The sequence below is a fragment of the Natronocella acetinitrilica genome, assembly GCF_024170285.1.
In the GTDB taxonomy this organism is placed as follows: domain Bacteria; phylum Pseudomonadota; class Gammaproteobacteria; order Nitrococcales; family Aquisalimonadaceae; genus Natronocella; species Natronocella acetinitrilica.
The window spans coordinates 123,143-136,310 of record NZ_JALJXV010000009.1 but is presented as its reverse complement, the minus strand read 5'-3'; the positions used below and the strand labels follow the sequence as shown (position 1 = coordinate 136,310).

Sequence of the window (13,168 nt, the reverse complement as noted above, 5' to 3'; positions counted from 1 at the left end):
AATGACAGCAGACAATAGCGATGTCCGCCGGAACGGCAAGTCAACGCAGGACCCTGAAGAGGCCATTCACGCGGTCATCTTCGACTGGGCCGGTACGATGGTGGACTTCGGTTCCCGCGCACCCATGGCCGTCTTCGTCGACGTTTTCCAACGATACGGTGTGAGTATCTCCGTCGACGAAGCCCGCGGCCCCATGGGCATGCCGAAATGGAACCATATCCGTACCTTGCTCGCGCAGCCGCGCATTGCTGCGGCCTGGGAGGACGCCCGGGGCACACCGGCGGATGATGCCGCTGCCGACCGGATCTACGAGACCTTCGTGCCGGCAAATCGGGATGTGGCGGCCAACTACGCCGACCTGATCCCGGGGGTCGCCGACGTCGTGGCTGACTTGCGTCGCCGGGGTATCGCCATTGGTTCGACCACCGGCTATACCCGGGACATCCTGGAGCGCGTCATTCCAGTGGCCGCGGCGCAGGGTTATACACCGGACTGTTCCGTCTGTGCCGAAGAGACCCGCGAAGGCCGGCCAGGGCCGCTGATGATCTACCGCTGCCTGGAGGAACTGGCAGCCTATCCCGCCTGGCACTGTGTGAAGGTTGACGACACGCGACCAGGAATCAGCGAAGGCCTGCTGGCCGGTTGCTGGACGGTGGGTGTCAGTCTGTCAGGCAATGGTGTGGGACTGTCCCTGGAGGAAATCGGCGAGACGGACGCGGCCGCGGTCGAGGTATTGAACGCCCGCTCCCGCAAGGAACTGCAGGAGGCCGGCGCCCACTATGTCATCGACACGGTCGCCGACCTGCCGGCATGCCTGGAAGCGATAAGGGTGCGGCTCATGCACGGCGAGAGACCCTGATGCACCCGGTCGCTTGCGGCCAGACGGGCGACACACCTTCGATTTATTTCGAAAATACTGGTTGTATCGAAACAAATCCTGTTCTACGCTTCCCGTATGACCTTGGAAAACGCCTCAAGAAGTCTCGCCGCGCTCGGTAACCCGGTGCGCCTATCGATCTTTCGCTTGCTGGTGCAGGCCGGGACAGCGGGTTTGAACGTGGGTGATATCCAGCGGCATATGGAGATACCGGCATCCACCCTGAGCCATCACCTGTCCAATCTGGCCCAGGCTGGTCTGGTCCAGCAGACGCGGCAAGGCCGGGAAATCATCTGTACGGCAGAGTTCAAGCGCATGCGCGACACGGTGGACTTCCTAACCGCGGAGTGTTGCCAGGGGGTTGCCCTGCGGGATAAGGCAAGCTGAATTTTTTTGTCCTTATATTTCGATTTTTCTAGGAATATAAAAATATTACCACGACTACCGCCCAACCCGGACTCGGCGAACGCCTGCGCGGCCTGGATCGCGTCTGGCCGGTGACCATCGCCCTGCTACTTGCGTTGATGCTCATCGACACGACGCTGGCCGTCGGTGCGATCCGATTCGTCGGCGAGGCCTTCATCAGCATTGGTGTCTTTCTTGCCCTCGCTGTCCTACTCGCGGCCTACGCGCAGGCCACGGGTGCCGACGGGCTCATCGCCCATGCGTTCAGTGGCCGGGAGCGGTCAGGCGTTGCCATCGCCGCCGCCGTGGGGGCGTTGTCACCGTTCTGCTCCTGCGGCGTGATTCCGCTCATCGCGGCCATGCTGGGGATGGGAGTGCCACTCGCCGCCGTGATGGCGTTCTGGCTCGCCTCACCCCTGATGGACCCTTCCATGTTCGTGCTCACCGCCGGCGTGGCGGGTACCGAATTCGCGATGGCAAAGCTTGCTGCGGCCGTTGGTGTCGGTGCGCTGGGCGGCTATGCCACCCTCTGGATCACGCGCCGCAACGGATTCTCCAACCCGTTGCGTGAAGGTGTCGCCACGGCGGGCTGCGGTACCGGGAAGGTCCGGCAGGTGACCGCCGTTCACTGGGCGTTCTGGCAGGACCGGGAGCGCGTTACCCGGTTTCTCCGATCGACCCGGCAGACCGGCTTGTTCCTCGGCAAGTGGCTCGCCCTGGCTTTCACCCTCGAGTACATGATGCTGACCTGGATCCCTGCGGAATCAATCCAGCATCTGCTGGGGCAGGACAACCTGCTCGCAATCCCGGTGGCGATCCTGGTTGGCATACCGGCCTACCTGAACGGCTATGCGGCCGTGGGACTGATCGGCGGTCTCTTGCAGGCGGGCATGTCGCCCCCCGCCGGGCTGGCCTTTCTGATTGCCGGCGGTGTCACCAGCATCCCGGCCGCCATGGCGGTCGCCGCACTGGTCCGCTGGCCCGTCTTTGTCTGGTACCTGGTGCTGGCCGTCCTTGGTGCCCTCGCCAGCGCCGTTGCCTATCACCTCTATCTGTTGATGTGAGGACGCTCCAACGGACCCACTCAGTTGGGCGTGGTTGCGGTCGCGCCACTTCGCCCAGCGGACAGTCGGACTTCCCGCGGGTGAACGCATGCCCACCGATCACGGCGCGGAATCATCCGTGTCGCCTTCTCCGGAAAGTCACGCCAAACTCATGGTTATGTCATCGGCGCGCAATACGCTTCCGGTTCGGAAACGAGTGACAGCGAGGAGCGTATGGATCGAGGGCGGTTGTTGTATCTCATTGGCGCGTCTGGAGCAGGCAAGGACAGCCTGCTGCGCTTCGTCGCCGCCCGTGCCGATCCCTGCGTGGTGACGGTTGCCCGCCGCTTCATTACCCGGCCGGCGAACGCCGGTGGCGAAGACCACATTGCCATTTCACAGGCCGACTACCAGCGCATGCTGGGGTGCGGACAGTTCTCCATGCACTGGGGCGGCAACGGCCTGCACTACGGCATCCCGCAGGACCTGGACACCTGGTTGGCCCGCGGGCGCATCGTTCTGGTCAATGGATCCCGCGGATACCTGGCACAGGCGACTGCCCGCTACCCATTGTTGTACCCAGTGCTAATACGGGTATCGGAGGCAGTCCTGCGCAAGCGTTTGCTGAAGCGTCGCCGGGAGAGTCCCGCCAACATCGAACAGCGCATCGCACGGGCTCGACAGTTCGGTGAGGTAGCCCATCCGCGGCTGCAAGTCATCGATAATGACGGCCCACTGGAAGTGGCAGGAGAGGCATTGCTCCGACTGATTGGCGCAGCGCGCGGCGCCGCGCCAATCATTTCAGGATCCAGTGTGCCCATGGAGTAGGCCGGGCGGCCGCGCAGTGACTGCTGATAGAGCGCATGAAGCATCGCGCCTGAGGCCTGCCCATTGACCCTGAGTCAGACGCAACGTCCGCCGTCCACCTCCAAAGCGACGCCGGTGATGAATTCCGCCTCGTCACTGGCCAGATACAGGCTGGCGTTGGCGACATCGGCGGGCCAGGACATCCGGCCCAGCGGGATGGTTGCAAGAAATTTCTTCCGATTCTCCGGGGTGTCCGGTACGCCCATGAAGCGTTCCAGCATTGCGGTTTCACCAATGACCGGGCAGATGGCGTTGACGCGGATACCATCCGGCGCCAACTCCACGGCCATGGACTTGCTCAGGGTGATGGCCGCCGCCTTGCTACCGTTGTACCAATTCAGGCCTGGCCGCGACAGCAGCCTCGCCCAACTCCGCTGCGACTTGCTCGGCACCGCCCTTGTTCAGGTCGGCGATGGCAACCCTGGCGCTCTCGCGGACCCCAACCATGAGACGTTACGCCTGTCCCGAAGGGCGCAACAAATGCCCAGTGCGGGTCGACGATGGGGGCGGCAGTTCGAACAGCAATTGCTGGCCGATGTTATTTTACGTTCAGGGAAGCGCTGAAGTATTCCGACTTTGTGAGAGACACATGAATTCAGCAACGGACATCGGCATGGCAAGCTCAGACGAATTCCGCATTCTGTCACCCACGGCCATTCTGGGGTACGGCTTTCCGGTAGAGTCGTTGCGGCGCGGCCTTGGCCGAGAGCCCCACGCGATCGCCGTGGATGCCGGCAGTGTCGACCCCGGCCCGTTCTACCTCGGCGCCGGCAAACCCTTTGTCAGTCGCAGCGCGACATTGCGGGATCTCGCGCTGCTTCTGCCGGCGGCCCGGGAGCGCGACATACCGCTGATCATCGGTACGGCTGGCGGCGCGGGGGCAAAGCCGCACGTGGACTGGACCCTTGAGATCCTTGATCAGGTGGCCCGTGACCACGGCATGACGGTGGACGTTGGCGTGATCTACACGGACGTGGAGGCGCAACGGGTTGCCCAGGCCCTCGCCGCCGACGAGATCACGGCGCTGGATCACGCGCCGGCACTGGACGAAGGCAGCCTGGCCGCCACGGAGCGGATCGTCGCCCAAATCGGCTGCCCGCCCGTTGCGCGCGCACTGCGGCGCGGCTTCAAGGTCATCGTCTGCGGTCGCGCCTACGATCCGGCCGTGTTTGCCGCGCCCGCCATGGTTGCCGGCTACCCCGACGCCGCCGCGCTGCACATGGGCAAGATATTGGAATGTGCCGCCATCGCCGCCGATCCCGGCAGCGGCCGCGACTGCGTGCTGGGCACCGTGGACGCGGATGGATTCACCCTCGAGACCCTGAGTCCGGCTCGCTCGTTCACGGATTACTCCGTCGCCGCCCACGCCCTCTACGAGAAGTCCGACCCCTATCACCTGCCCGGACCGGAGGGCACGCTGGATCTCACGGATGTCCGCTATGAAGCACTGTCCGGGGGGCGCGTGCGGGTCACCGGCAGCCGCCTGCAGCCGCCGGCCAGGCCCTGCGTCAAGCTCGAAGGTGCCCGGCGCGAAGGGTATCGGAGCCTGTTCATCGCCGGCATCCGCGACCCGCGGTTCATCCGGCAACTGGACGACGTGATCGACAGCATCTCCTCGGATGTGCGCGCCGAGCAACCAGCGCTCCGCATCGCGGCCCATGTCTACGGGCGCGACGGCGTGATGGGGTCCAGGGAACCCAACCGGAACCCCGGCCACGAAGTCGGTCTGGTGTTGGAAGTGCTTGCGGAAACCCAGGAAGCCGCCGATGCGGGCTGCGGCATGCTGCGCAGTACCCTGCTGCACTTCGGCTACCCTGGACGGATCGCCACCGCAGGTAACCTGGCCCTGCCGTTCAGCCCGTCGGACATTTCCTGCGGCCCCTGCTACACGTTCAGTCTTTATCACCTGCTGGACATGGAACTTGAGCAGACCGCTTTCGAGGCGGTCGCAAGGAGGATCGGCTGATGCAGCAACGCCCCCTGTCGCAAGTCGCCCGGGTGATTCGCAGCAAGAACTGCAGCCCCTTCACGCTGACGCTGGATATCATTCTACCCGACCGGCCCACCTTCGACGCGGTGCAGGCCAGCGGCGTGCTGAACCGGGAAGCCTTTGCCCGCCTCTACCGGTGCGGGCTGGAGGATGTCGGCGACGTCATCCATTACCCACCGGCCCTGGCGGTGAAAGTCACGATCCGCCGTCTGAAAACGTCGGGGAGCTTCGGTGACTCGGACGTGTACGGCGCCCAGCAGCATGGCCCCCTCCTCGATGGCCTGCTGGTGCCGGTGCCCTGATGTGCGGGGCGGTCAACGCACCCCGATACCCCGGGCCTCCCAGTCCGACTGCGCCATGGTCCAGGAGCGGTCGAACCCCCCCAGCAACTGGTGGTCATGGGCGCGCCGTCTCGCGCTGCGTCGCGCCTGACGATCCGGGGCGGTGAAGAAGCGGGAGACCATCGCGGTGAGCCGCTCTTGCTCGCGGCGTTCCATATCGGTCAGGTGGGTGAGAAACGGGTCGTCCACGCTCAGTTCATCCAGCGGTGTCGCCTCGATGCGATCCAATGCCGCCCGCAGGACACTGATGGCCGAGCCGTTCGCCAGCGCCGTCACATGCTGCAACCAGCGTGCCTCCTCGGGCTGCATCCAGCGGGTTGCCGGCGACTGTAGCCGGGCCTCGAAATTCAGGGCGCGAAGGATGTGGCACAGACCCTCGCTGGTGAAATTGCGGGTGTGGAAAGTTTGCAGCACCCAGGCGTAGAGCAGGTCCAGTCTCGGATCGAGAAACGAATAGTCGGGCTCGAAGGCGCTGCCCTTCAAACGACCTTCCTGCAGCAGCTTGCGCTCCACCGGCGTGCCGGAGTACGGCAGCATTCGGCAGAAGCTGGCCACCGTCCAGCCGTCGCCGACGAAACGATCAAGAAAATCCACGTTGCTGCGGGTGATGCGCATGTCCGACCAGGGCTCCAGCAGCATGAAACCGAAGTCGAAGGACAACCCCGCCTCCCGCAGCATGTTGCCAGCATCAATGTGGGCCTGGGGCTTCATCTGCTTGCGCATGTGGGCAAGCCCCTCCTCGTCGCCGGATTCCACGCCCATGTAAACGTGGGTGAGACCGCCACGCTTCATGCGCTCGATAATGTCGGGGCGCAGTTCATCGGAGCGGCAGGATATCTTGAAGGCAATGCGGCCACCGATGTCGCTCTCGGCAATCAGGTCGGACAACTCCCCGGCCCAGCGCCGGGCGCGGGAGCCGGTCGCCAGAAAGTCATCGTCCTGGAACAGGAACAGCGCGACACCACGCTCGTGGTAGAGCGCGCGCATCTCGTCGAGCACCGCCGCCGGCCGTCGTAATCGCCGTAGCTGGCCTTCCTGGGCTTCATAGAAGGGTCGTATGGAACAGAACTCGCAATTCCAGGGGCAGCCACGGGAACCAAGAATGGCCGCCGTGGCCTGGTCGGCCTGTTCGTAACGAATATCGTCGCGCACGGGGCATGGCAGGGAATCGAGATCCATGACCTGGGGCCGTAGCGGATTGGTCTTGACCGCGCCATCGTCCAGGCGGTGGGCGATGCCCTGAATGCCGCGCCACTCGCGCCCCGCCGCGAGGCAGTCCAGCAACTCCACCAGGGTGGCCTCGCCCTCGAATCGCACCACGGAATCGGCCCCGGGGATGCCGTTGAGCACGGCGGCGGGATCGAAACTCGGATAATGCCCGCCAAGGGTGATATGGGCAGTCGTGCCGGCGCTTCGCAGGGCCTCCACGACGGCCCCGAAGCGCGGTGTCATGTACTGGAAGATGAGTGACAGCCCGATCACCTCGGGCCGCCACTCCTGAACGCGCTGAACAAGTTGCCGGGGATCGGAGGAAAACGTCTCGATACCCACCTCATGGCCGGCCTGCGACGCGGCGGCCATGAGGTATCTGAGGCCCAGGTTATCCTGGTCCTGGAACCCCACGAACAACACGCGCAGCCGCCTCTCCGCAACCGGAAACGTCATGACAGCCCCTCCTTTTCGCGGCCGCTATTTTTTCTTGCCCAGCTGTTCCTTGAGCAGGCCTTCCATGCGGTCGAGTCGCTGTCGTGTAAAGGCAATCTCCGCCAGCCGGGCTTCGATCTGCACCTTGCCCAGGTTGACGAGATCCTCCGGCGAGGGGTCGGTCACGGGCCCGAACCCGCCGGGCCAGCGGCCAACGGTTCCGCCCACGAAACCGCCACCCACCCCCGCGTCCGGCGCGGGGTCAGTAATGGGCCCGAGATCGGGAAACCGGCCGGAGAGAATCAGTTCCTCGAGAAAATCAAAACGACGCTTGAGAATCTGCACCTGTGCCACAAGAGCGCTGAAATTCGTGACCATTGTCATTCCCTCGTTTGTGCATGACCACAATTACGTTCAACCACCCTGTTGAATTCACGCTGTATTTATCTTGCAAAAGGCACCAGGGAAGCTCTGAAGTATTCACGCCGCTGCGCTCGAGTCCGGTTTTCGTTCGTGGCTAGGAGCAAGGCGCCGCAGGTAGTGGTTCTACCTGTGGTGGCTTGCGACAACGCCATGGGCGAAAACCGGCCGAGCCCCATGGGGTTACGCACGGATTTCCCGCGCTGCGTTGTTGCGACGCTTGGTCGTGGCACCACCACGACGCTGCGCGCCGCGCCTAGCATCACGAAAAATCCGTGTGTAACGCGACGGCGTGAATACTTCAGCGCTTCCCTAGAAGGCTGTGTTTCGATTCCGAGAACACGTTCGGAGTATAGTTGGTTCACCGGGCAAATGCGGGAATCCCCGAAATGCCTGAACCCATTCATTGCAATCAGGTTTCAAGGAGCATGGACGAATTCATGCTGGCCGCCATTGAAGAAGCTGAAGCCGGCAGACGGGAGGGCGGCATTCCCCGCGTTGTCGTCGGCGAGAATCACACGTTCCTTGGCGAAGAGGCCCTGCCCAGGAGTCGCGGCGTGACGGTGGATGTCCACGGCGTTGAACCGCTTTGCGACCCATGCAGCGGGGCAATGAGTAGCGGCGCTACCCGGTCATGGTCGCCATCGCCAGGGCTCATTCGCGCCGGCAGACTTTTTCCAGAACCGCCAGGTCGAGTTTCTTCATTTTCAGAAATGCCTGCGTGACCCGGTCGATCGTCTTCCGATCACCACTGGTCATGGCTGCCTCCGCCAACCGCGAGGCAATCTGCCACGACAGGCCGTATCGATCCTTGCACCAACCGCACTGCTCTGCCTCGGGAACAGATGAAAGCCTGGACCAGTAGTGATCGATCTCGTCCTGGGTGTCGCAGTGAACCATTAAGGAAACCGCCTCATTGAAGGCGAAACCGTGATCAAGGGCGCTATCCATGGCCACCATCCATGACTTGCCAAGTCGGAAATCGGAGAACATCAGCGTTCCTTCGCGATTCGGCTCCATTCCCGCCGGATAGCGGGCGAGTTGTCCGGCGACCGAACCCGGAAAGACGGAGCGGTAGAACGCGCCCGCCTCCTCAGCCTTGCCGCATACATTGCCGGTGAACAATAGCGCCGGGATGATGGCGGGCCTCGGCTCACCTTCCGGATCGGACAGTATCAACTGCCAGGACAGACCGTAGCGATCCTGAATCCAGCCGTAACGGGTGCTGAAGGGATATTCGTCGATGGGCATCAGCACTGTTCCGCCCTCGGACAGCCGTGCCCAGGCTTCGTCCAGGCTGTCCCTGGCATTGGCCTCACGGGATGGCGACGGGTCGAATCGCATTGGGTCGTAGTTGACCATGAACGAGACTGAAGGATTGAAGGTGAACAGCGGCCCGGCGCTGATCGCCATGAAAGGCTGCCCCCAGATGCGGAAGGACACGATGTCGCAGTCCCCCGAGGGTGTGTCGTGAAGCGTCGTCGTGTGGGTGATGCCCGAGTCAGGGAAGACCGATGAATAGAAGGCCGCAGCCTCCCGGGCATTCGTGTCGTACCAAAGGTGAGGAACGATTGTGCATTTGTTTGCTGTCATGGTCCTGTCTCCCGTCAGTGCATTCTGGATGTATTGTCGAGTGACTCCGGAATGAATCGACGTGCGGCTAGTCCTCCTCGAACCCACGATAACTGTCGACAAGGAAATCGATAAGGGCCCGTACCGAAGGCAGCATGCCTCGCCGTGAGGGAAACACGATATGAATGACCTCTCTCGGCGGCCGCCACTGGGGTAGCACACTGACCAGTGCGCCACTTTCAAGCTCACGGGACAGCATCAGCACCGGCAACTGGGCAACGCCCACCCCGGCGAGCGCGGCAGCCTTCAAGGCCAGCATATCGGTGGTAATGTAGCGCGGTGTGTGTTGGACGGTTACCGTCTCGCCGGCAGCGTTTTCCAGCACCCAGGCATGGTTTTCCTGCGGCACGGCGCGGCTCAGGCTCGGCCAGTTACTCAAATCCTCGGGTTTGTCCGGCAATCCCATGCGTTCGGCCAGTGTCGGATTGGCGACAAGGCACTGCCCGCGATCGGACAGCACCCGCAACGCCAGGTCGCTATCCTCGAGCGGCCTTGGCCGCACCCGGATCGCCATGTCCATGCCCTCGCCGATCACATCCACATGCCGATTGGTGGCCTCCAGTTGAATCGACACATTCGGGCACTGGGCCAGGAACCGGGCAAGCATCTCGCCAATATGGAAGTTGAGCAGGCCGATGGGACAGGTCAGCCGAATGACGCCGGCCGGTTCGGCAGTGAGGCTGTCGATCACCTCCTGGGCGGCATCCGCTTCCACCAGCATGGCCTGACAGTGCGTGAAATAGCGCCGACCGACGTCCGTCAGCACGAAGCGCCGGGTAGAGCGGTGAATCAGGCGTACGCCCAACCTTTTCTCCAGCAAGGCGACCCGCCGGCTTAGCTTCGACTTCGGCACGCCCAGGGCGCGTCCGGCCGGCGCGAAACCACCGTGCTCCACGGCCTGTACGAAAAAATAGAGGTCGTTGAGATTCTCCATCACCCGCCTTTTATCGTTCTAATTCTGAAACACTGAGTCTGAAATTAGCCATCTAAACAAAACATCGTCTCGAACATAGACTTGCGGTCAGACTTTGCAATGAACCAGGGAAGCGCTGAAGTATTCACGCTTCCCTAAAGGAGATGGCAAACGAAAACGATTCTGCATACCGGCTCCGGCGGCTCCGGGCACTGGGTAGGCAATGGCTTTCCCGTGCGCTCGCTGTTCTCCTACCAGGACAATGCCGAGTCGCTGAGCCCGTTCCTGCTGCTCGACTATGCAGGCCCGGCTGAATTCAAGCCCACCAGGTTCCGTCGTGGCGTCGGTCCGCACCCCCACCGGGGCTTCGAGACGGTCACCATCGTCTACCAGGGTGAGGTTGCGCACCATGACACGGCGGGCAACGGCGGGCTGATCGGGCCCGGCGACGTGCAGTGGATGACCGCCGGCGCAGGAATCATCCACGAGGAGTACCACGGTGATCGTTTGGCGAAGGATGGCGGCACCCTGGAGATGGTGCAGCTCTGGGTCAATCTGCCTGCCCGGTACAAGACGGTGGCCCCGGACTACCAGGCCATCACCGCCGAGGATATTCCCATGATGGAACTCCCCGACGGTGCAGGTACCTTGCGCGTCATCGCCGGGGAACATGCCGGGCGCGTTGGCCCTGCGAGGACCCATACGCCGATGAACGTGTGGGATGTCCGCCTCAAGGCGGGCCGCAACACGACCCTGACCCTGCCGGAAGGCTGGGGTGGGAGTGTGGTGACTCTGCATGGCCCGGTGTTGGTCAATGACACCACCATCAGCCGGAATGCCGGGTTGGTCGTGCTGGGCAGGGAAGGCACCGACATCACACTGGAGGCCAACAACGATGCCACGTTGCTCCTGTTGAGCGGTGAGCCCATCGACGAGCCCGTGGTCGGCCATGGACCCTTTGTCATGAACACCACCGCGGAGATCCAACAGGCCATCAGTGACTTCCATAACGGTCGCTTCGGCCAGAGCAGCCACTAACCACGGCGCTACCGGTCCGTCCGGTAGCGCCGTTTCTTATTTCCCGCCGGGCGGGTTAAGCCAGCAGGTTCCGCGATGAAAATGATGGAGGCCGGCTTACCGGTTTGGGGATGGAGTGGTTCGCGACACGCGACAAGCTGGAAACCGCTTTCGACGAATAGGGCAATCCAGCTCTCCACGGTTCTGAAGTACCAGGGGGCCGGGTTGGAGAAGTCCTTACTGAATCCGGCCCATGAGCCTTCTCGCCACCCGTCAAGATATGGCGCCTCACCGCATGCCATCACGGGGTGCAGAGTCTGTACGACGAATGTGCCACGTTCATTCAGCAAGGATTGAATAGCCTTGAACAGGCCTTCTACCGATTCCTTTCCCAGCAGGGCGAAATTGCAGACCACCAGATCAACCGACGCGGTGAGCTTGCCGGTGGCAATCTCTTCATAGGACAGTCTGTGAAACTCGCCGCCCCCAGCTCGGCGTGCTGTTTCGACAAGCTCAGGGACGACATCAGTCCCCGTAGCCTGTATGCCTGCGGCCACAAGCTCGCGGACTAGCCAGCCTTCGCCGCAACCGATGTCAAGAACGGAACCTGGCCGCCGATCGAGTACCGCCTCGAGAATCGCCTGATCCGTCACCCGTTTGCGACTCTCGATCTGCCCCTCGCGCACCGCGACCGTCCAGGGTCTGGCGTTGATGGCCCACGATTCAATAATCTGTTCGTCGCCAAATGATCTGCTCATTGCGTATTCATCGCAGTTTTCAGGGTCTGAAAATTTGTGGCACCCGCTCATTATCGAACAGACGGTCCCGAATTCAGTCTCGTCACCCGTCAGCTGATGACTCTCAGGGAGACGCTGCTTCCGCCGCCAGAACTCGTCGGAGACCGCCGAAGCGGCGGCGGTATTGCGCAGGTGTCAGCCCTACCCGCTGCCGGAACAGGCGGCTGAAGAAACTTGCGTCCTCATAGCCCACGGCTACAGCTACCAACTCCACCGGCTCATCACTGGATTCCAAGGACTGCTTGGCCTCTTCCAGACGCAGGTTCTGGACGTAAACCATGGGCGACAGACCTGTAGCTTGCCGAAACCGACGCTTGAAGGACCGTTCCGACAGACCACTTATTCGCGTCATCTCTGCCACTGGATGGGCCTGGTCATAATGCTCGACTAGCCACTGTTGGCACCGCGCGATCGTGGCGTCCTCTGTCTGCACGTGCCGCGTGAGCAAAGCGTATGGCTGCTGGCCTACGTGGTGCCAGTCGATGAGATAGAGTTTTGCCACTTGCAGTGCCCGCTCAAGCCCAACCAGCCGGGCGATCAGGAACAGCGCCAGATCCTGCCAGGAAGAGCCTCCACCTACCATGACAATGCGTCCGCCCTCGCCAGTGGTCACCAATGCCTGGCGCGGATGGACCCGCACCGTGGGATAGCGGCGGGCGAGACTGTCGCAGTAGCCCCAGTGGGTCGTGGCATCGCGCCCGTCCAGCAGCCCCGCTTCGGCCAGCAGCAAGGCGCCGGAACAGGCCGAACCCAGGTAACTGCCCGCCTTGTAACACTGCCGAAGCCAGGCCACCTCGCGGGGGTAGCGTCCGTGAATATCCGTCTTAGGGGAAACCATCAGTTCCGGCACGCACACGACCTCAGGCGTCCCCGCCTCTTCCAGGCTGAGGTCCGGAAGTACATGCACGCCATTTGCCATGCAAAAGCCCCCGACCGACGCGGCGACGGTGGCCGGCTGAAAAGGGGACGACGCTGGCCTCCCCGTCGTGATGAGCCCCCAGTCGCGGTCCACGGCGGCGAACAGGTCGTACATACCATAGAGTGTCGAGCCGGTGGACTCCGGCAGAGTCAGGAAGGCAATCCGCAAGTGGTTTTGCTTTTCCGGCATGGCAGAAACCACCAGTTAGTGGCTTTTTTCACTCTAGCAGAACGCCGTCGGGATGATCGATTATTCGGCTGTCATCGACCCGAAAAGGAGACCACCATGAGTCAAGGCACTGCG

At 62.7% G+C, this 13,168-nt stretch carries 14 protein-coding genes and 1 pseudogene; 8 read left to right on the top strand and 7 right to left on the bottom strand.

The genetic code is table 11. The features are described from left to right. The first annotated feature begins 1 nt into the window (after position 1). From phnX to phnN, 4 genes are all read left to right on the top strand, one after another. Positions 2-859 (top strand): phosphonoacetaldehyde hydrolase, encoded by an 858-nt coding sequence (gene phnX / locus J2T57_RS17815; RefSeq protein ID WP_253482601.1) that lies wholly within the window; start codon positions 2-4, stop codon positions 857-859. A gap of 96 nt (positions 860-955) precedes the next feature. Then, entirely contained in the window at positions 956-1,264 is a 309-nt protein-coding gene (locus J2T57_RS17810) for an ArsR/SmtB family transcription factor (RefSeq protein WP_253482598.1), read from the top strand. A gap of 110 nt (positions 1,265-1,374) precedes the next feature. Further along, a complete protein-coding gene (locus tag J2T57_RS17805; RefSeq protein ID WP_253482576.1) occupies positions 1,375-2,346 on the top strand; it encodes a permease in 972 nt (323 codons plus the stop codon). Positions 2,347-2,559: 213 nt separating this feature from the next. Next, a complete protein-coding gene (gene phnN / locus J2T57_RS17800) occupies positions 2,560-3,153 on the top strand; it encodes a phosphonate metabolism protein/1,5-bisphosphokinase (PRPP-forming) PhnN (protein ID WP_253482573.1) in 594 nt (197 codons plus the stop codon). Between the two features lie 74 nt (positions 3,154-3,227). On the opposite strand, the gene J2T57_RS17795 is transcribed toward phnN, so the two are convergent. Continuing rightward, positions 3,228-3,584, bottom strand: a complete 357-nt coding sequence (locus tag J2T57_RS17795) for an SDR family oxidoreductase (protein ID WP_253482570.1) — start codon at positions 3,582-3,584, stop codon at positions 3,228-3,230. 197 nt (positions 3,585-3,781) lie between these two features. Between J2T57_RS17795 and J2T57_RS17790 the strand changes: the two genes are divergently transcribed. Together J2T57_RS17790 and J2T57_RS17785 are read left to right on the top strand one after the other, a co-directional pair. Further along, the gene (locus tag J2T57_RS17790) at positions 3,782-5,158 is read left to right on the top strand and encodes an acyclic terpene utilization AtuA family protein (RefSeq protein ID WP_253482568.1); all 1,377 of its coding nucleotides are present in this window, start codon (positions 3,782-3,784) and stop codon (positions 5,156-5,158) included. Next, the gene (locus tag J2T57_RS17785) at positions 5,158-5,484 is read left to right on the top strand and encodes a DUF4387 domain-containing protein (protein ID WP_253482564.1); all 327 of its coding nucleotides are present in this window, start codon (positions 5,158-5,160) and stop codon (positions 5,482-5,484) included. The genes J2T57_RS17790 and J2T57_RS17785 overlap by 1 nt, the downstream gene beginning before the upstream one ends. A 12-nt stretch (positions 5,485-5,496) precedes the next feature. Here the strand turns inward: J2T57_RS17785 and J2T57_RS17780 are convergent, their stop codons facing one another. Both J2T57_RS17780 and J2T57_RS17775 read right to left on the bottom strand, forming a co-directional pair. After that, positions 5,497-7,188 (bottom strand): B12-binding domain-containing radical SAM protein, encoded by a 1,692-nt coding sequence (locus J2T57_RS17780; protein ID WP_253482561.1) that lies wholly within the window; start codon positions 7,186-7,188, stop codon positions 5,497-5,499. Between the two features lie 24 nt (positions 7,189-7,212). Then, entirely contained in the window at positions 7,213-7,545 is a 333-nt protein-coding gene (locus J2T57_RS17775) for a hypothetical protein (protein ID WP_253482558.1), read from the bottom strand. A 527-nt stretch (positions 7,546-8,072) separates the two neighbouring features. Between J2T57_RS17775 and J2T57_RS17770 the strand changes: the two are divergent. Beyond that, positions 8,073-8,159: pseudogene (locus J2T57_RS17770) on the top strand (nucleoside deaminase); the annotation flags it as partial. A gap of 82 nt (positions 8,160-8,241) precedes the next feature. Here J2T57_RS17770 and J2T57_RS17765 read toward each other — a convergent pair. Further along, positions 8,242-9,180, bottom strand: a complete 939-nt coding sequence (locus tag J2T57_RS17765) for a VOC family protein (protein ID WP_253482555.1) — start codon at positions 9,178-9,180, stop codon at positions 8,242-8,244. A 67-nt stretch (positions 9,181-9,247) separates the two neighbouring features. Further along, positions 9,248-10,153: a LysR family transcriptional regulator gene (locus J2T57_RS17760; RefSeq protein WP_253482551.1), complete on the bottom strand. Its 906-nt coding sequence runs from the start codon at positions 10,151-10,153 to the stop codon at positions 9,248-9,250. A gap of 213 nt (positions 10,154-10,366) precedes the next feature. Here J2T57_RS17760 and J2T57_RS17755 point away from each other — a divergent pair, with 213 nt between their 5' ends. Next, entirely contained in the window at positions 10,367-11,170 is an 804-nt protein-coding gene (locus J2T57_RS17755) for a pirin family protein (protein WP_253482548.1), read from the top strand. Between the two features lie 8 nt (positions 11,171-11,178). Here the strand turns inward: J2T57_RS17755 and J2T57_RS17750 are convergent, their stop codons facing one another. Both J2T57_RS17750 and J2T57_RS17745 read right to left on the bottom strand, forming a co-directional pair. After that, positions 11,179-11,907 carry a class I SAM-dependent methyltransferase gene (locus tag J2T57_RS17750; RefSeq protein ID WP_253482545.1) on the bottom strand — a complete coding sequence of 243 codons (729 nt, stop codon included), beginning with the start codon at positions 11,905-11,907 and terminating at the stop codon, positions 11,179-11,181. A 103-nt stretch (positions 11,908-12,010) separates the two neighbouring features. Continuing rightward, positions 12,011-13,054 (bottom strand): GlxA family transcriptional regulator, encoded by a 1,044-nt coding sequence (locus J2T57_RS17745; RefSeq protein WP_253482541.1) that lies wholly within the window; start codon positions 13,052-13,054, stop codon positions 12,011-12,013. Positions 13,055-13,168: the final 114 nt, after the last annotated feature.